This is a genomic window from Bartonella sp. AU55XJBT (genome assembly GCF_028618525.1).
The window spans coordinates 96,964-116,395 of the sequence record NZ_JAQITC010000003.1; the positions used below are offsets into that span (position 1 = coordinate 96,964).

The 19,432-nt window shown below is 39.1% G+C and carries 17 protein-coding genes; 12 read left to right on the forward strand and 5 right to left on the reverse strand.

Annotated features, from left to right (window positions below):
- Positions 1-25 precede the first annotated feature (25 nt).
- A complete protein-coding gene (locus PVV70_RS02555) occupies positions 26-1,039 on the forward strand; it encodes an Hsp33 family molecular chaperone (protein ID WP_273757415.1) in 1,014 nt (337 codons plus the stop codon).
- A gap of 535 nt (positions 1,040-1,574) precedes the next feature.
- Here PVV70_RS02555 and PVV70_RS02560 read toward each other — a convergent pair.
- The 5 genes from PVV70_RS02560 to ccmA are packed head-to-tail and all read right to left on the reverse strand — an operon-like array spanning position 1,575 to position 4,520.
- A complete protein-coding gene (locus PVV70_RS02560) occupies positions 1,575-2,192 on the reverse strand; it encodes a DsbE family thiol:disulfide interchange protein (protein WP_273757414.1) in 618 nt (205 codons plus the stop codon).
- Entirely contained in the window at positions 2,167-2,418 is a 252-nt protein-coding gene (locus tag PVV70_RS02565; protein ID WP_273757413.1) for a hypothetical protein, read from the reverse strand. Before PVV70_RS02565 ends, PVV70_RS02560 begins: the two co-directional genes overlap by 26 nt.
- The gene (locus PVV70_RS02570) at positions 2,406-3,185 is read right to left on the reverse strand and encodes a heme ABC transporter permease (protein WP_273757412.1); all 780 of its coding nucleotides are present in this window, start codon (positions 3,183-3,185) and stop codon (positions 2,406-2,408) included. The genes PVV70_RS02565 and PVV70_RS02570 overlap by 13 nt, the downstream gene beginning before the upstream one ends.
- A 46-nt stretch (positions 3,186-3,231) precedes the next feature.
- Positions 3,232-3,897 carry a heme exporter protein CcmB gene (gene ccmB / locus PVV70_RS02575; RefSeq protein WP_273717503.1) on the reverse strand — a complete coding sequence of 222 codons (666 nt, stop codon included), beginning with the start codon at positions 3,895-3,897 and terminating at the stop codon, positions 3,232-3,234.
- A gap of 11 nt (positions 3,898-3,908) precedes the next feature.
- Entirely contained in the window at positions 3,909-4,520 is a 612-nt protein-coding gene (gene ccmA, locus PVV70_RS02580; RefSeq protein ID WP_273717504.1) for a heme ABC exporter ATP-binding protein CcmA, read from the reverse strand.
- Between the two features lie 296 nt (positions 4,521-4,816).
- Between ccmA and acnA the strand changes: the two genes are divergently transcribed.
- The 11 genes from acnA to gpsA all read left to right on the forward strand — a co-directional run bounded on the left by acnA (position 4,817) and on the right by gpsA (position 19,247).
- The gene (acnA, locus tag PVV70_RS02585) at positions 4,817-7,504 is read left to right on the forward strand and encodes an aconitate hydratase AcnA (RefSeq protein WP_273757411.1); all 2,688 of its coding nucleotides are present in this window, start codon (positions 4,817-4,819) and stop codon (positions 7,502-7,504) included.
- A 241-nt stretch (positions 7,505-7,745) separates the two neighbouring features.
- A complete protein-coding gene (gene rpsT, locus PVV70_RS02590) occupies positions 7,746-8,012 on the forward strand; it encodes a 30S ribosomal protein S20 (protein ID WP_273757410.1) in 267 nt (88 codons plus the stop codon).
- Positions 8,013-8,715: 703 nt separating this feature from the next.
- Positions 8,716-10,287 carry a chromosomal replication initiator protein DnaA gene (gene dnaA, locus PVV70_RS02595; protein WP_273757409.1) on the forward strand — a complete coding sequence of 524 codons (1,572 nt, stop codon included), beginning with the start codon at positions 8,716-8,718 and terminating at the stop codon, positions 10,285-10,287.
- A gap of 188 nt (positions 10,288-10,475) precedes the next feature.
- Positions 10,476-11,597 carry a DNA polymerase III subunit beta gene (dnaN, locus tag PVV70_RS02600; RefSeq protein ID WP_273757408.1) on the forward strand — a complete coding sequence of 374 codons (1,122 nt, stop codon included), beginning with the start codon at positions 10,476-10,478 and terminating at the stop codon, positions 11,595-11,597.
- A gap of 20 nt (positions 11,598-11,617) precedes the next feature.
- Positions 11,618-12,751, forward strand: coding sequence for a DNA replication/repair protein RecF (gene recF, locus PVV70_RS02605; protein WP_273757407.1), 1,134 nt, complete (start codon positions 11,618-11,620; stop codon positions 12,749-12,751).
- A gap of 53 nt (positions 12,752-12,804) precedes the next feature.
- Positions 12,805-13,272 carry a type II 3-dehydroquinate dehydratase gene (gene aroQ / locus PVV70_RS02610; RefSeq protein WP_273757406.1) on the forward strand — a complete coding sequence of 156 codons (468 nt, stop codon included), beginning with the start codon at positions 12,805-12,807 and terminating at the stop codon, positions 13,270-13,272.
- A gap of 106 nt (positions 13,273-13,378) precedes the next feature.
- On the forward strand, positions 13,379-14,350 hold the full coding sequence (cyoA, locus tag PVV70_RS02615; RefSeq protein WP_273757405.1) for a ubiquinol oxidase subunit II: 972 nt from the start codon (positions 13,379-13,381) through the stop codon (positions 14,348-14,350).
- Positions 14,351-14,425: 75 nt separating this feature from the next.
- The gene (gene cyoB, locus PVV70_RS02620; RefSeq protein ID WP_273757404.1) at positions 14,426-16,444 is read left to right on the forward strand and encodes a cytochrome o ubiquinol oxidase subunit I; all 2,019 of its coding nucleotides are present in this window, start codon (positions 14,426-14,428) and stop codon (positions 16,442-16,444) included.
- Positions 16,441-17,109 (forward strand): cytochrome (ubi)quinol oxidase subunit III, encoded by a 669-nt coding sequence (locus tag PVV70_RS02625; RefSeq protein WP_273757403.1) that lies wholly within the window; start codon positions 16,441-16,443, stop codon positions 17,107-17,109. Before cyoB ends, PVV70_RS02625 begins: the two co-directional genes overlap by 4 nt.
- A 5-nt stretch (positions 17,110-17,114) precedes the next feature.
- On the forward strand, positions 17,115-17,837 hold the full coding sequence (gene cyoD / locus PVV70_RS02630) for a cytochrome o ubiquinol oxidase subunit IV (RefSeq protein WP_342760072.1): 723 nt from the start codon (positions 17,115-17,117) through the stop codon (positions 17,835-17,837).
- A gap of 405 nt (positions 17,838-18,242) precedes the next feature.
- Positions 18,243-19,247, forward strand: coding sequence for an NAD(P)H-dependent glycerol-3-phosphate dehydrogenase (gpsA, locus tag PVV70_RS02635; RefSeq protein WP_273757401.1), 1,005 nt, complete (start codon positions 18,243-18,245; stop codon positions 19,245-19,247).
- Positions 19,248-19,432: the final 185 nt, after the last annotated feature.

The following is a 19,432-nucleotide window of genomic DNA, read 5'->3' on the forward strand; positions in this document are numbered from 1 at the left end:
ATAAATTATAATAAAAGGTAAAATCATGCGTGAACAAGCTAAAGATGAAGCCTCTCTCTACAACATCTCCTTGCATGAAGATGATTGTGTGATTCCTTTTCAAGTTGAAGAGCTTGATATCCGTGGGCGTGCTGTAAAAATTGGGGAAACTTTAAATTCTATTCTTAACAGACATCAATATCCTGAACCGGTTTCTTATCTTCTGGCAGAAGCTTTACTTTTAACTGTTCTACTTGGAACTTCTCTCAAGTTTACGGGAAAATTTATTTTACAAACCCATTCGGATGGACCAGTTAATATGCTGGTGTGCGATTTTTCTCCTCCTTCCAGTTTACGAGGATACGCTCGTTTTGATAAAGAACAGCTTAAACAAGCCATAGATAATAATCAAATTTCTTCAGAAACGCTTTTAGGAAAGGGCACTTTAGCTTTCACGATTGATCAAGGTTCTCACATGCAACCCTATCAAGGGATAGTTGCATTAGATGGATCAAATTTACAAGAAGCTGCTCGTACTTATTTTGGTCAATCAGAGCAAATTCCTACTGATATCCGTTTGGCTGTTGCTATATTAATCAATCGTGATCAACAAGGAAAACCGAAGAAAAGCTGGCGAGCTGGAGGGGTTTTGACTCAATTTTTGCCTCAAGCATCGTCCCATCATCAAATAGATGACCTTCATCAAAAGCGAGAAGAAACAAAAACTCAAACCCAATTAGATAACCAATGGCAAGAAGCTAAAATACTCATAGCAACGATTGAAAGTTCAGAATTAACAGATCCCCAAGTCGGGAGTAAACAGCTCTTATTCCGTCTTTTTCATGAACAAGGTGTGAGAGTTTTTAATCCTTTTTCCCTTGTCGATCAATGTTCTTGTTCGCGTGAAAAAATCAAAGGAATCTTAGAAGGCTTTCCGATTGATGAACGCAATAAAATGGTTAAAAATGAACATATTTCAGTGACATGTGAATTTTGCTCGAAAACGTATCGTTTTACACCGCAAGAATTTTGCGAAGAAAACATAGAATCAACTTCATAAACATGATGATTGCAACAAAAGGCCATTTTATTCGCGCTATAAAAACTTAAAACATAAGCTCATATGAACCTCTTGAATATTTTTTCCTTAGCATTTTTCGGTGTATTCTAATGATCTTTCTTTTGAAATCATGATTCACTCGATATGCTTTTTAAAAAAGAGTGCCCTGTAAAAGCTACTTTCTTCTCTCGAAAGGGCTTCTTTTTGACTATAGTCATATTTTCTTACTCGAATTCATCTTACTTAAGAGTCAAAAAAAGATCATTGGTTATAACCATAAGAGAAATTATCGAGAGAATAAGAACCTATAAATAAAATGGCGTGCATAGAACGATAAAACTTTGTCTTCTTACAAACCTGCATTCTTGTATTTTTCAATTTAAAACATTGTTTATTATACTTATATTAAAAAAATGCACAAAAAGGCATTTTTAGTCTTTTCTTAGCTGTTTTTCTTGATTCAACATAAAAAGATTTGAAAAAATCTCGTAGTATTCGGTGTTTTCATTTAATAGAGAAAAATGGTAAATTATAATTATAAATCAATATGTTGATATTTCATTTTTTCTTCTGTCATGATTGCTTGTTCAATTTTGGGGAGGATTTTTTTTTGATAAATTTGCCATGTTAAGGGACCAACATGTTTGACAATAATGATGCTCTCTTTATTTAAGAGAAAGGTTTCTGGTGGTCCATATACCCCCCAGTCAATGGCTGTATATCCTAAAACATCAAAGCCAATCAATTTAAAAGGATTACCAAAGCGATTTAAAAAGCGCAGGGCGTTTGCTTTGTTATCCTTATAATTAATACCAATTAGATCAAAACGTTTATCTTGTGCAATCTTCATAAGAAGAGGATGCTCTTGGCGACAGGGTAAACACCAAGAGCCCCAAAAATTGACCAATGTGACACGTCCTTTAAACTGTTTTGAATGAAGATAATTTTCCTGATCAAGAAGAGGAAGGTGTGTCTCGGGGGCTGTTTTCCCAGCCAATGCATTTGGGAGAAGAGAAGGATTTTGCGGGTGTTTTTTATCCATAAAGTTGAAAAAAAACACCATAAGAAGGAGAAAAAGCACAAATGGTCCAAAAAGAACAAACAAAACAGGCAAAGATATATTTTTTTTAAGTTTTGGAGGGATATTTTTCATTGTATTTTTCTTTTTGTGACAGCTCTTTTTTGTTTAGCTGTTGGAGAATTTTTTTTTGGTATAGGGCTTTGCAAAGAATATAGCCAATAAGACATAAGAGGGAGATTGCAGAAAGCGTATAGCTTAAAACAACAATTTGCTTGTGTTTAAGGGTGCCAAGGAAAAAATCAATTTTCAAAGATAAGTTTCCTAACAGTCCACTGTGGATGCCATTTAGGTCAAGCATGATGAGGAGTCCTGGTGTTGTGCACGACGGGATTTTTTAATCTGAAGTATTTGGATATGACGACGATTGATTTCATTTCGCATAGCCATCAAATAGAGCGTAATAAACATAAAGATGAAACAAAATAACATAGTTATAAGAGGCAATAACATAGTATTGTCGATTGTTGGTCCTCCAGCACGTAACAGAGAGGCTGGTTGATGCAATGTATTCCACCAATTAACGGAGAATTTAATAATAGGGATATTAACAGATCCAACAAGGGTAAGAATTGCAGTAGCGCGAGCGGCTTTTACTTGGTTGTCAAAAGCACGTCCAAGCAGGATAATGGCAAGATAGATAAAAAGCAGAATTAAAACCGATGTTAACCGTGCATCCCATACCCACCATGTTCCCCATGTAGGGCGCCCCCAAAGAGCTCCTGTCATGAGAGCTAAGGCGGTAAAAATTGCTCCAATGGGCGCACCACATTTGAGAGCTACATCAGCAAGATGATATTTCCAAATCAAATTTCCTAATGCCGCTACACTCATCGTTACATAACAGAATGTAGACAACCACGCGAAAGGTACATGAAGGTACATAATCTTAACAGTCATACCCTGTTGATAGTCATCAGGGGAATGCACCACGAGAATGAGTCCTAAGATAAGAAAACACAATGTTATGCCGGCTAACCAAGGTATAATGATTTTGCTTATTTTCATGAAACGGGCAAAACTTGCAGGGAGTGACCTCATTTTATATGTGTGAGATAGTTCATTCATGAAATTCATAATAGGCAGAGTTTTGCTATGCGGCAATCATCTTTTATTATTCTGATAAAAGCTTGAGCGTTAGTGCGGCAACAAAAGAGCTAAAGAGACTCAAAAAAAGTGAAAAAGCGCTAAGAAGAGCTAGGGAAGTGAGAAAAGAGGCATTTGGATTTGTTGGAGCCGTAGCCGCTGAAACGCCAAAAATCATAATTGGAATGATCCACGGTAAGATAATGATGAAAATAAGAAGAGTGCTATGCAACAATGAGCTTGCAAGTGCTGCTCCTATGGCGCCAATAAAAATAATAGCAGGTGTTCCGCATAAAAGAGTAAGTATTGTTGTAAAAGTTATCGTTACATCTAAGTGGAGCATGAGGGACAAAATAGGCGTAGCAAAAATGAGAGGAAGCATCGTTCCTACCCAATGGGCGATGCATTTGGTAAAGACAATCAGCATAAAACTTTGTCTTTGTTCTGAAAGGATAAATTGGTCGAGATTGCCATCATCACGATCAATTTGAAAAAGTTTATTCAGATTGAGGAGTCCTGAAAGAAGGGCACCAAACCACAATATTCCTGGCCCTATTTGTGCAAGAATTTTGGGATCTGGTCCAATAGCAAAGGGGGTTATGATCACAACAGCGATGAAAAACAATAGTCCTGTTAGCGACGAGGCTTGTGGCGCTAATAATAGTTTAAGATCACGCCAGAACAGTGCTTTCATTTTATTCTCTCCTAGAGAGGTAAAAATTTTTCCAGAGCGATTGTATGGTTTTCTGGAATGCCTAAAGAATTATGGGTTGCGGCGATAATCATACCACCTTGATTGAGATGACGCTGAAGAATACGAGTAAGGCGTTTTTGAGCATGGTTATCAAGTCCCGATATGGGTTCATCTAAAATCCAAATAGGACGATAGGAGAGCAAAAGGCGGGCAAGAGCGACACGCCTTTGTTGTCCAGTAGACAGAGCGTTAAAGGGTAAATATTCAAGATCAGAAAGACCAAGATCGGCAAGGGCTTCATAGGGGGAGCATAGAGGTTGTCCATAAAACTCTGCCCAAAATTGCAAATTATCAATGACAGATAAAAGAGGTTTCATGGCATTTTGAGGACCAAGATAATGACACGCAGTTGTAACAGGGTATCTTTGTTCATAGTCTTTAAGTATGATATGACCTTCAGCAGGTTCAAGAAGACCGACAATGATTCGGAGCAATGTAGATTTTCCAATGCCATTTGGTCCAGTGATTGTTATCAATTGCTGTGGAAATAAACGAAAAGAAAGACCTTTGAATAGAATTTCCTCGTTTCTGTAAGCTGCTAAATCTTTGCCTGATAACACCATGCGATTGCCTATTTTTTTATTTTCCTATTCTTTATTGCATTATAGAATAAAAAAACACGTTTTTTTATGCAATTGTCCCTAGAATAGTTCTAGAAATAGTTCTATAAGAGGTGCGTTACATCAAAATCTGGTGTAGAATGGTTTTTGGCGCTGATTTCCGCATTTACCTATGCAAGGTGGAGGGGGAAGTGGATGGCGGAGGTAATTGCGTCTGCACTCAAGCTGCGACCTTGACTCGTGGTTTGTGTTGTTCATTCCTGGAAATTGGGTAGTTTGTAGTATGAGGGTGGACAGTCATGACTCACATTGATAGCTTTAATTGTCGCAGAACGTTAAATGTTAGTGGCAAAGAATATACTTATTATAGCTTGATCGAAGCGGAGAAGAATGGGCTTGAAGGCATTTCGCGTTTGCCGTTTTCGATGAAAGTTATTCTCGAAAATTTATTGCGCTTTGAAGATGGTCGCACGGTTAAAAAAGAGGATATCCTCAATGTTGCTAAATGGTTAAGCGACAAAGGGAGCGCAGGGGCAGAAATCGCCTACCGTCCTGCACGCGTTCTTATGCAAGACTTTACTGGTGTTCCGGCGGTTGTTGATCTTTCTGCAATGCGTGATGCTATGGTCAAACTTGGTGGTAACGCTGAAAAAATTAATCCTCTCATACCCGTTGATCTCGTCATTGATCACTCAGTTATTGTTGATGATTTTGGCACTCCCATGGCTTTTAAGGAAAACGTTGAGCATGAATATGAACGCAATGGTGAGCGTTATCGTTTTCTGAAATGGGGACAACAAGCCTTTCAAAATTTTCGCGTTGTTCCTCCAGGAACAGGGATTTGTCATCAGGTTAACCTCGAATATTTAGCACAATGCGTGTGGATGAAGAATGAAGAGGGGAGGGAGACAGTTTATCCTGATACTTGTGTGGGAACTGATTCGCATACGACGATGGTTAATGGTTTGGGTGTTTTAGGTTGGGGTGTTGGTGGCATTGAAGCCGAAGCGGCAATGTTAGGCCAACCCGTCTCTATGTTGTTACCTGAAGTGATTGGTTTTCGCCTAACAGGGAAGCTTAAAGAAGGTGTAACAGCTACCGATCTGGTGTTGACGGTGACCCAAATGCTCCGCCAGAAGGGCGTTGTTGGTAAATTTGTTGAATTTTTTGGCCCTGGTTTGGAGCATATGACGCTTGCTGATCGGGCGACGATAGGGAATATGGCACCTGAATATGGAGCAACCTGTGGCTTTTTTCCAATTGATAAGGAGACGGTGCGTTATCTCAATATGACAGGGCGTGATGAAAATCGAATTGCCTTAGTGGAGGCTTACTCCAAAGCACAAGGAATGTGGCATGACGAAGTGGTGGCTAATCCCATTTTTAGTGATACCATTGAATTAGATATGGGAACCGTTGTTCCTTCTATGGCTGGTCCTAAACGTCCTGAAGGACGTATTGCATTGGAAAATGTTGGGCAAGGTTTTGAAAAGGCATTGGTTGAAGACTATAAGAAAACTTCTGGACAAGATGAGCATTATCAGGTTGAAGGAGAAGAATATACGCTTAGTCACGGTGATGTGGTAATCGCAGCGATCACTTCTTGTACAAATACATCGAATCCAAGTGTTCTTATTGCAGCAGGTCTTTTGGCGCGAAATGCTGTGGCAAAAGGTCTCAAAAGTAAGCCATGGGTAAAAACTTCTCTTGCACCTGGTTCACAAGTCGTTGAAGCTTACCTTCAAAATTCGGGATTGCAAAAAGATTTAGATGCATTAGGATTTAACTTAGTAGGGTTTGGGTGCACAACATGTATTGGGAATTCTGGTCCTTTGCATCCAGATATTTCCAAAACGATTAATGACAATGGTGTCATTGCCGCTGCAGTTCTTTCAGGAAATCGTAATTTTGAAGGGCGAGTTTCCCCTGATGTGCAAGCGAATTATTTAGCTTCCCCTCCATTAGTTGTTGCACATGCGCTTGTCGGAACGGTACGTAAAGATTTAACCAAAGAACCTCTTGGTGAAGATTCAGATGGTCAACCGATTTACTTGAGAGATATTTGGCCAACTTCTCAAGAAATACAGGCGTTTATCGAAGAAAATGTCACGCGTAAGGTTTTTGCCGAAAAGTATGCAGACGTCTTTAAGGGTGATGAAAATTGGCAAAAAGTTCAGATCCCTACGGGGTCTACGTATTCTTGGGATGAACAATCCACCTATGTTCGTAATCCACCATATTTCGATGATATGCAGAAAACACCAGATGTTTTACCAGATATTAAGGAGGCACGAATTTTAGGTTTGTTTGGTGATAAAATCACGACAGATCATATTTCTCCTGCTGGTTCTATTAAAGCAGCTTCTCCTGCTGGAAAGTATTTAATGGATCATGGTGTTAACGTCGCTGATTTTAATCAATATGGGACCCGTCGTGGGAATCATGAAGTTATGGTTCGTGGGACCTTTGCCAATATTCGCATTCGTAATTTTATGTTAGGAGAAAATGGACGAGAAGGAGGTTATACGGTTCATTATCCGTCAGCGGTAGAACAAACCATCTACGATGCAGCAATGGCGTATAAACAAGAAGGTATTCCGCTCGTTGTTTTTGCGGGAATTGAATATGGCAATGGATCGTCACGCGATTGGGCCGCTAAGGGGACCAATCTTCTTGGTATCAAAGCGGTAATTGTGCAATCTTTTGAAAGGATTCATCGCTCTAATCTTGTTGGTATGGGCATTGTTCCTTTTGTCTTTGAGGAGGGGCTAAGTTGGAAATCTTTAGACTTAAAGGGAGATGAAAAGGTAACGATTGAAGGGATTCATAACTTGAAACCTCGTCAAAAGACAGTGGCGACAATTACTTTTTCTGATGGTACGGTAAGAACCATTCCATTATTATGCCGTGTTGATACTGAAGATGAGCTAGATTATTTGCATCATGGTGGAATTTTACAATATGTCTTGCGTAAGCTAGCTGTTTAAATACCTTTGTTCGTTGAGGAATATCTTTAAACGATTAAGCTATAAAGTTGCGGATTAGAGAATTTAGCTTCGTTTTTTATGTCTGTCTTTGAAAATTTAATTGACGTTGGCTTTGACATTGCGCTATAAGCTACATGAGTTATAGGAAACTTTATAGTTTTGCTTGGGTTAGGTTTATTTACATTGGTAGAGTTGTTATTGAGAATCATTTTACCAAGGTGTTGAAAGAGAGATTATATTTATGGCGAATACACCTTCTGCTCGAAAAGCGGTGCGCAAGGTTGCAGCACGCACACAGGTTAATAGGGCCCGCCGTTCACGCGTTCGTACTTTTATGCGTAAGTTTGATGATGCTTTAGCAGGGGGCGATAAAGCGTCTGCAGAAATTGCATTTAAGAATTTTGAGCCTGAGATTATGCGTGCGGTTTCTAAAGGCGTTTTTCATAAAAATACTGCTGCGAGGAAAGTGTCACGTTTAGCGAAGCGTTTAAAGGCTCTCAGCGTTTAAGCTTTTTCTATTTTATTAAGAATCAAGCCAGTATCCGTAAGGATACTGGCTTTTTGTTTATCTTTTCAAAGAGTTTCGATTGAAAACAAGAATCGACAACGATTCTCCTCTTGAAAAAGGAGAGAAAGTTTATAGGGGAGGAGTATGGTTATCCACAAGCTTTGTGGATTTTTACAGAGTCTTTTTTGTCAAGCATTTTATTTTTTTTTTTTAATTTGAAGAGATTCTTTAATGATTGGTAAATTCAGAGAAAAAAAATGAATTGAATCAATTATTTTTCTCATTCCTCATTGAAATGAGCATTTTTTTGGAGCTTTTGATTTTATTTTGACCTCTTGCTTTTTACCTCTGCTGTTTTGTATGGTTCTCATGAAGACTAAAAAGTATGAAGGGGTCACATCAGCACATTATCCTATATTTTGTTGAATATAAAATCTTTGGTTTAGGCTTTTTAAAAGCTTTTGTGTTGGGTGGTTTTTTTTGATGGTTTTTTAGTTCTCTTAGTTGGTATGTTTACCATTTTAGAAGGGTGGGTCATATCATGAGTGCAAGTAAATCTTATTGGTCATCTTTGTTAGTGGGGTTGTGATGAGGCTATCCTAGGGGAGGGTGAGTAATCTTATTTGGGGTAGGGCGTTTTGCCTTTGCTAGATTTATTTTAGTGGTTTGGCAGGACAAAATTTTATTTTTATCAGGATGGAAGATGGTGGATAAATTGAACTCTAAAGCTAGTTCCTTTAAAAGGGTTTCGGTGAATATCCTGTCGGCAGAGAACATAATAAAGAATAGAATGACAGAGAGTGATGGGGTTGTTTGTAGAAGTGCTTCTATAGGGCATTCTATTGTTTCAGAGGAGGAGAGTGCGGCGGCTTTTGTACGCGTTATGGCACAATTAAAGGCGCAGGTTGGTGTTGAAGCTTATACCAGTTGGTTTGGTCGTGTGAAACTTGCTGAGTATAGCCATACTTTTGTAAAGCTTTCTGTTCCTACAGCTTTTTTACGTTCATGGATTAATAATCACTATGGTTCTCTTTTGACTCATTTATGGAAACAAGAGAACTCAGCAATTCTTCGTGTTGAAGTCATCGTTCGCGGTATGGAACGGGTTTCAAGAGATGTTGTTTGTAAAACAAGTGCGCCTTCTGTTGTGCTGGAGGAGCCGGCGACTTCATCTTTTGTTGAGAATTCTGCAGAGCATTCAGTCAAAAGTTCTCAAGCGGGAGTTTTTGGATCTCCCCTTGATTCTCGCTACACTTTTGAAAGCTTTGTTGAGGGGGCATCTAATCGCGTTGCTTTAGCAGCGGCGCGTTCAATTGCAGAGGGGCATAAAAGTGCTTTGCGTTTTAATCCTCTTTTTATTCACGCGTCTGTTGGTTTAGGAAAAACACATTTGCTTCAAGCGATTGCGGCTTCTGCATTGAAGCGTTTAACATCTGCACGTGTTATTTATTTAACTGCTGAATATTTTATGTGGCGTTTTGCAACAGCTATTCGTGATAATGATGCTCTTTCTTTTAAAGAACAGCTTCGCGATATCGACCTGTTGATTATTGATGATATGCAGTTTTTGCAAGGTAAGTCGATACAACATGAATTTTGCCATTTACTTAATATGTTGCTTGATAGTGCAAAACAGGTTGTTGTCGCTGCAGATCGTCCGCCAGCGGAATTAGAATCGCTTGATCTTCGCGTTCGGTCTCGTCTTCAGGGAGGGGTTGCCCTTGAAATTGAGGCACCAGATTATGAAATGCGTTTGCAAATGTTGCGCCAGCGGTTGAAAGTGGCACAGCAAGATGATAGCATGATATCAATTTCTGATGATGTTTTGGAATATATTGCAAAAACGGTTTTAGGGTCAGGGCGCGATATTGAAGGTGCATTTAACCAGCTCTTATTTCGTCAATCTTTTGAGTCTGATTTATCTTTAGAACGAATTGATGAGTTATTAGGTCACTTGACTCGTCCTGGTGAACCTAAGCGCATTCGGATTGAAGAAATTCAGCGTACGGTAGCGCGCCATTATAATGTTTCTAAACAGGACTTGTTGTCTAATCGTCGAACACGTACGGTTGTAAAGCCACGGCAAGTTGCGATGTATTTAGCGAAAGTATTAACGCCTCGCTCGTTGCCAGAAATAGGACGCCGTTTTGGTGGACGTGATCATACAACGGTTTTACACGCTGTACGTAAAATTGAAGATTTAGTTTGCGGTGATCAGACCTTGGCCAAGGAACTTGAATTACTGAAGCGATTGATTGGAGAACAGGCTGTATAGCGTTTATCATTTCTTTTTTTGAAGAAACTTTAAGGGATTTAATAAAAGGGTTTGTTTTTTCTTATGCAGGAGTGACTTGCCATTTTAAAAGAGGTTTAATAAACTCCAGCAGGCGATTCTTTAAAAAGAATCTGTTGTTTTAATTCGAAGGAATTCTTATAGTTTTTGGTAAATCATACGGGGCTTTTATGCGCATTACAGTGGATCGGAATCAATTTCTCAAGTCTCTTGGTCGTGTTCACCGTGTGGTAGAGCGCCGTAATACTGTTCCTATTTTATCGAATGTTCTGATTGATGCAGAAAATGGTCATATACAGTTAAAGACAACAGATCTTGATTTAGAGGTTACAGAATCTTTTACAGTTAATGTAGAACAAGCCGGAGCAACGACTGTTCCGGCACATTTGCTCTATGATATTATTCGGAAGCTTCCTGATGGCAATGAAGTTGCATTATCCGTCGATGAGAATCAATCAGGTACAATGTCCGTTATTTCGGGTTGTGCGCATTTTCAACTTCAGTGTCTTCCAAAGGCAGATTTTCCAGAGTCACTTCCTGGGCAGTTTGGTTATCGCTTTTCTCTATCGGCATCAGGGTTGAAACATTTACTTGATTGTACGCAATTTGCCATTTCTACTGAAGAAACCCGCTATTATCTTAATGGTATTTACTTCCATGTTATTCATGATGATGTTTTGAAACTGCGTTTGGTGGCAACGGATGGTCATCGTTTGGCACAAGTTGAGATGGAAGCGCCTTCAGGAGTTGAAGGAATGCCTGGTGTTATTGTTCCTCGTAAAGCTGTAGGAGAGTTGCAAAAACTTCTTTCAGAAGAAAATGATGGTAATGTATGTGTAGAGCTTTCAGAGACAAAGATTCGTTTTTCTGTAGGTTCCGTGATTTTTACATCAAAGTTAATTGATGGAACATTTCCAGATTATCAACGTGTTATCCCTCTTGGAAATGATAAAGAATTAGTTGTTAATAGACAGGATTTTTCTTCTGCGGTTGATCGAGTTTCAACGATTTCGAGTGATCGGGGGCGTGCAGTTAAGTTAACGATTGAGCATGGACAGTTAAGGCTTGTTGTGAATAGTCCTGATTCGGGCAGTGCGGAAGATCAATTATCCGCAACTTACACATCTGAACCACTTGAGATAGGGTTTAATTCACGGTATCTTTTGGATATTGCTGGGCAGCTTTCAAGCGATGAAATGGTTTTTATGCTGGCTGAAGCTGGAGCACCAGCCTTGATTCGTGATAATGATGATGCGGATGTGCTTTATGTACTGATGCCTATTCGTGTTTAGGGGCGATTATTTTGCAATGCATGGCAAGTCATGTGCATAAAGTGTCTGTGAGGCAGCTAAAGCTTTTACGTTATCGCAATTATTCTTTTTTTAATATTCATTTTTCGGGTCAGCATGTGGTTTTCACGGGCCACAACGGTGCGGGTAAGACGAATCTTTTAGAGGCGTTATCTTTTCTTTCTCCGGGTCGTGGTTTGCGACGGGCTGCATATTCTGATATTAGCTTGATAGATGGAGGTGGTGAAGGATTTGTTATCTTTGCCTGTCTTGAATGTGCTCTTTATGGTGAAGTAAAGATTGGTACAGCTTTGGAGGTTAGCGATAACAGTCGAAAGGTCCATATTAATGGTGTGAATGCGCCAAGTGATTGTTTAACAGATTACAGTCATATTAGTATCTTAACACCCTCTATGGATAGTCTTTTTACAGGTCCTTCGCTTGAGCGCCGTCGTTTTTTGGATCGTATGGTTTTGGCCATTGATCCTTTGCATAGGCGCCGCATAGCTGATTATGATAGAGCGATGCGCGCACGTAATCGTTTATTTTTGGATGGCAATGAAGATACTGCTTGGTTTGATGCTTTAGAAAAGCAGATGGCAGAATTGGCGACAGCTATTTCTGCGGCGCGTATTGATGTTATTAGGCTTTTAAATGACATGTTTACACAAATGCCATCTCAGATACCTTTTCCACGGGCTTTTTTGCAAATTGATGGTTTTTTAGAAACAGCTCTAAGGAGACTATCAGCTACTGAAGTTGAAGAGCAATTTTGTGATCAATTGCAGCGTAATCGTGCAATGGATCGTGCTGCTGGGCGGACATTAGAGGGACCACATCGTACAGATTTACAAGTTTTTTATGCGGATAAAAATAGAGCAGCAACATCTTGTTCAACGGGCGAACAAAAAGCGTTGCTGACAGGTCTGGTTTTGTGTCATGCTCGTCTAACAGGTATGATATCGCAAAGGGCTCCCATTCTTCTTCTTGATGAAATGGCTGCTCATCTTGATTCACATCGACGTGCTGCTTTATTTGATATTCTTGATGATTTAGCTGTGCAAACATTTATGACAGGAACAGATCGTCTTTTATTTGATGACTTAAAAGGACGCGCGGAATTTTTTGAGATTAAGGATGGCACTTTATTGCTGTAAAAAACATGCTAAATATTTTTTAATAAGTGATGGTCGAGAAGAAAAGGGTTGCCATGTCTGTGATGATAACGATTTTAAATGGTCCTAATTTAAATTTTCTGGGTCAACGTGAGCCAGAAATTTATGGAACTGAAACTTTAGAAGATATAGAAAAAAGTTGCAAAGAATGGGCAAAGAAAGCTAATTTTATCATCAGTTTTTATCAAAGTAACTATGAAGGTCAGCTAGTAGAATGGATACAAGAAGCTATAGGGCTAAGTTCTGGATTGATCATCAACCCAGCGGCTTACAGTCATACATCTGTTGCTCTTCTTGATGCTCTAAAAATGTTTTCAGGGCCAAAAGTAGAAGTTCATTTATCCCATATTCATCAACGGGAAACTTTCCGTCACCATTCTTACACATCGGCAGGTGTAGACGCTCTCATAAGTGGGTTTGGAAGTGATGGATATCGGTTTGCGCTTGAGTATATTGCAAAACAATTAATAAGTTGTAAAGGTAAAGAGTTAAGCGTTGGATAAGAATAATATAGGCATTGAATTCACTTGATAATTATTTTCAAATCTGTACAATATGAGGTATTATATTTATGGCAATTTTTAGTGCATATGACGGGGGTAAAAGAAGATGAAAAGCTTTGTTCGACAATTAGGAATGCTTGTGATTTTAGGGGGAGCACTGCTTTTGTCTGGTTGTAAAATGGATGTCCTTCAGCCATCAGGTTATGTAGCACGTCAGCAGCTCATTTTGATTGTTGTTTGTGTGCTTGTTATGCTTTGTGTTGTCATTCCAGTCATGGTGAGTGTGGTATTTTTAGCGATAAAATATCGTGCTTCGAATACGAAAGCGAACTATTCTCCTGATTGGGCGCATTCAAATAAAATTGAAGCTGTAATGTGGGGTATCCCAATTGTAATTGTAATGGTTTTGGGTTCACTAGCGGCTTATTATACCTATAAGCTTGAGCCTGCTAAGCCTCTTCCAATAGAGGTTGTGGGTGAAGGAGAGCCGTTGCAGATTGATGCTATAGCTCTTGATTGGAAATGGGTTTTTATTTATCCTCAATATGGTGTTGCATCGGTCAATGAAATTTACGCGCCTAAAGGACGTCAAGTTTTATTGCAATTGACGTCAGAAAATTCTGTCAATGCCTTTTGGGTCCCTAAATTGGGTACAGTTCTTTACGCTATGCCGCAGATGAATGCTAAGTTGCATTTGATCGCTGAAGAACAAGGCGTATTCAAGGGGACCTCAGCAAATTACAGCGGCGATGGTTTTTCAGGGATGCGGTTTAAGTGGCATTCTGTGTCTTCGCAGGATTTTGAAGATTGGATTGTAAAAGCTCGGGCTAATGGTCGAGCACTTGATCGTAAGTCTTATCGTCAACTTTCTATTGCGCCTCGTATGGGTGATATTGCTGCGAAAGAGAAAGATGCTGAGGTTCGTTATTTTGCACCCGTTGAGAAGCGGCTTTACTATCGTATTGTTAATCGATGTGTCGGTGAAAATACGGTATGTAATGAAGATTTAATGAAACGTGCTGCTGCTCAGACACTGTGGGGTGCATTGTGTTCAGTATTTGATCCTGATGTTATTTAAAGGATCAATAGAGAAAGAGCCCTTTTAACATAAGGTTTCTTTTAAACTTGAATTTCATTTGAAATGGGTTGAGAAATGTTTGGAAGACTTACAGATCCTACGGCAGGTGCTTTTCATGCGCTTGCACATGAGCCGATCGTTTTATATACATGTATCGCGATTGTTGTAATTGGTTTAGTTGCTTTTGTTGCTTTAACGGCGCTTGGGTGGTGGGGGATTTTATGGCGAAATTGGATTACAACTGTTGACCATAAACGTATCGGTATTATGTATATAGTACTTGGAATTATTATGCTTGTTCGCGGTTTTGCGGACGCGCTTATGATGCGAACGCATCAAGCTTTAGCTCTTGGGAGTGAGACAGCAGGTTATTTGCCCCCTGAGCATTTTGATCAAATTTTTTCGGCGCATGGCACGATCATGATTTTTTTCATGGCTACGCCCATTTTATTTGGTCTTTTCAATTATCTTATACCGCTTCAAATTGGTGCGCGTGATGTTGCTTTTCCCTTTGCAAATAATCTAGGTTTTTGGATTACAGCAGCTGGAGCAATCTTGATTAATATATCGCTAGGTGTTGGTAATTTTGGTCGTGGTGGTTGGCTCATGTATCCACCTTTTACAGAGTTGCAAACGAGTCCAGATACAGGGGTAGACTATTATTTATGGTCACTTCAGCTTTCTGGTATTGCGACAACTATGGGGGCAATCAATTTCGTTGCAACAATGATTAAGATGCGTGCTCCTGGAATGACAATGATGAGAATGCCTGTTTTTTGTTGGAGCGCTTTTGTCAGTAATGTCCTTATTTTAGTGATTTATCCTGTCTTAACTGTAGCCTTTGCACTTTTGGCCTGTGATCGTTATCTGAGCATGAATTTCTTTACCAATGTTGGTGGCGGAAATCCAATGGTATGGATTAACTATGTTTGGGTTTTTGGTCATCCAGAGGTTTATGTTTTGGTTGTTCCTGCTTTTGGAATTGTTTCTGAGGTCGTATCAACTTTTTCTTCAAAACGCCTCTTTGGTTACACTTCCATGATATGGGCCATGTTGGTTATTTTGATTCTTTCGCTTCTTGTTTGGGGGCATCATTTCTTCACAATGGGTGGCGGTGAAGCTGTAAATACCTTTTTTAGTATCGCAACGATGATTATTGCCGTTCCAACAGGTGTAAAAGTTTTCAATTGGTTGCTCACGATGTATAAAGGAAGGATACGCTTTGAACCTCCAATGCTTTGGTGCATAGGCATGATCTTTACCTTTGTTGGTGGTGGATTAACCGGTGTTTTATTATCGATTGTTCCTGCTGATTGGCAGTTTCATAACTCGCTCTTTTTAGTAGCGCATTTCCACCATACAATTATTGGAGGTGTGGTTTTTGCTTATTTAGCTGGACTTGCTTTTTGGTTTCCAAAAGTTTTTGGTTATAAACCAAATCGTATGCTAGGGATTGCATCTTTCTGGTGTTGGTTTATTGGTTTTTATCTTGCCTTTTTCCCTGTTTATGCCCTTGGGCTAATGGGAGCGACGCGTCGTCTTCAGCATTACATGGAACCTAGTTGGCAGCCGATGTTTATTATTGCTGCTCTAGGTGCTTTTATTATCTTACTTGGTATCCTTTGTTTTGTGTTACAGGTTGTTTTGGCAATTTGGTACGGTATTAAGCATAAAGGTCACTTACCGGTAACGTTAAATGATTCTTGGGGTGATGCACGTACACTTGAATGGTTTACCTCTTCACCGCCTCCTTCCTATAATTTTGCTCTTCTTCCAAAGATACAGTCTGATGATGCTTATTGGAATATGAAGAAAAGTGGTTATCAACGTCCGACAAGTGGATTTACAAAAATTCATATGCCGTCGAATACATCGGCTGGAATTATTGCTGGCTTCTTCTCATTAGTTGTTGGGTTTGCACTTGTTTGGCACATTTGGTGGCTTGTTGCGATCGGACTGGTTGGTTTTATTGCAACGCTTGTGTGTCATTCATTAACAGGTGATCACCATGGTTATTATATTTCAGCTGAAGAAGTACAAAAAACTGAAGATGCCTTTACAGCTGTTCTTAAAAAACAAGGAGTGACAGTATGAGTGCAGTAACAATGAATAATGCGAGTACTGTGGATAAACTTCACCACGATAGTAGCTCGGTCATGACGTTTGGTTTTTGGGTCTATATTCTTTCAGACTTGATCCTGTTTTCGACACTTTTTTCAAGTTTTGCTGTCTTTTCTGCTTCTTATGGGGGCGGTAAAGCGGGCAATGAATTTATAGATTTAAAGTTTGTTTTAGTTGAGACTGCTTTCTTATTGTTTTCATCCGTCACTTATGGCTTTGCAATGGTACAGGCACATAAAAATAACATCAGTGGTGTGCGTTTATGGATGGCCATAACCTTTGCATTTGGGTGTTGCTTCATTGGTATGGAACTTTATGAATTCCATGAATTATTGGGTGAGGTCTTTTATTATGATCCAAATGCTTATGCGGGTATCGATCCTGCAACAGGTTTACAGCTTTTTGGTCGAGAAATTCTCTCTGCTTATTGGTCAGCATTCTTTGCTTTGGTTGGCACCCATGGACTTCACGTAAGTGTTGGTCTTCTTTGGATGGTTGTGATGTTTTTTCATCTCCGTCATAATGGCTTGGATCAGAATAATAAAACGCGTTTAGCATGCCTTTCCATTTTTTGGCATTTACTTGATATTGTATGGGTTGGTGTTTTCACCATGGTTTATCTGTTAGGAGCGTTGTGATGAGCATGCAAAAAGAAACACATGGTCCCAGTACTGGTTCCTATTTGGTCGGTTTTATTCTGGCTGTATTTTTCACTTTAGGTTCTTTTATTCCTGTAATGTATGGAATGATGGAAAGTTGGGCAATTAGTACAAAGGTTGCGTATCTTATTGGGATGGCAATTATTCAGATTATAGTACAAATTGTTTTCTTTTTACACTTGAGCTCTGGTCCAGATGCTAAGTGGAATTTAAGCGCTTTATGGTTTGCTGCTATTTGCGTTTTTGTTATTATTGGGGGTACGTGGTGGGCTATTTCCCATTTGAATTATAATATGATGGGTGGTTCAGGACGTGTTATTGAACCAGAAATATCAAGAATGGATGATTCTTCAGTATCTGGGCAGCTATCAAATAAAGATATATCTGTAAGAAAACAGCCAGAAAAGACGCTGAACTCAGAAATTTCCATGGAGCAAACTCCAAGTATGCAATCTGCTGTAGATCAAGTACCTGGTTCAGAAATGCCTATAGAGCAAGTTCCGAGTATGCAGACTCCTGTAGATCAAGCGCCTGGTTCAGAAGTACCTATGGAGCAAGTTCCAAGTATGCAGACTCCTGTAGATCAAGCGCCTGGTTCAGAAGTACCTATGGAGCAAGTTCCAAGTATGCAGACTCCTGTAGATCAAGTGCCTGGTTCAGAAGTGCCCATGGAGCAAACTCCAAGTATGCACTCTCCTGTGGAATAGTTGTGAGAAATACCTGTAGAGCTGATGTGGCATGCATAAGCTCTACAGGGGGACTCGCAAAGATTCGTAGGATATGAAGAGGAGGTTAAGGGTAAGATATCAATAGAATGCATATCATGATTTTGGACGTGCTTTTATTTTTAAGAAGACGATCCATTGTGCATTTAGTCAAGCTTTGATTTTTGAGATAGAGAGCTATTTGTAGAATATACAAAGGATGGTATTTGTACAGTTCAATACAGATAAAGAGAGCGTGAAGAACACATTTTTATGTTTATGTGAGATAAAGCTACGAAGAAGTAACATTGTAGTTTTACAAGATTTATATTAAAGAGAGCATTGAAGTTATTTATAATAATAGCGTGCAACTGAAATCGACAATTTAGAGAATAATCAGAAAACTTAATGAAAACCGTTGCAATGACAGTTATTGGTGCTGGTTCTTTTGGTACTGCGTTAGCGATTGCTCTTGCTCGTAATGGTCATAATGTTTTACTTTGGGGATATAATTCTCAACACATCGAGAAATTACAAGAACAACGTTGTAATCAAGTATATTTGCCCGATATTCAATTTCCTGAAAATTTGTTACTTGAAGATTCGCTTGCAACTGCAATAACAGCAAGTGACAATATACTAATCGCTGTTCCAAGCCATGTATTTCATCAAGTGTTGTATAATATTCAGCCTTATTTGGATAAACATTCACGTGTTATTTGGGCAACGAAAGGCTTAGAACAGGGTACAGGACGTTTTTTACAAGAAGTTGCTCGTGAGATTTTAGGTGAAAAAATCCCTTTAGCTGTTTTTTCTGGACCAACTTTTGCTAAAGAACTCGCTATTGGTTGGCCTACTGCAATGACGATAGCTGCTTCTGATGTTGAGTTTGCTAAAGAATTGCAGCAACTTTTTCATTGTGACAAAAGTTTTAGAGTTTATAAAAGCTCAGATATGATTGGTGTTCAATTAGGGGGAGCCGTCAAAAATGTTATTGCTATTGGTGCAGGAATATCAGATGGCATGGGATTTGGGGCAAATGCACGAACAGCTCTCATCACACGAGGATTAGCTGAAATCAGTCGTTTAGGGGGCGCTATGGGGGCTGAGCTTTCCACATTTATGGGAATGACAGGCTTAGGTGATCTGGTTTTGACATGTACTGATAATCAATCACGTAATCGCCGTTTTGGAATACTTCTTGGTAAAGGAATAGGTATAAAAGAAGCGGAAAAAAAAATTGGTCAGGTTGTGGAAGGGTACTTAAATACCAAGGAAGTACATATGTTAGCGCAACGTATTGGGGTGGAAGTGCCTATTGTAGAACAAATTTATCAAATTCTCTATTGTGGTAAAGACATAACTGAAGCGGCTAATACATTATTGAGTCGCACTCTCAAGGATGAAATATAGTAGTATCCTGTATTCTTAAATAATTTCAATCGTAACAAATAGAAATATAAAATAGATTGTGTTGATGATTGTATAAGTCTGTTATATCTCAGAAAATTACAGATTCATATCATTCGATTTTTTTATGAAGTAGAGTTGAAATATAAAAGTTTTGGCTCTTGTTAAGTATCTCTTTGAAAATAATT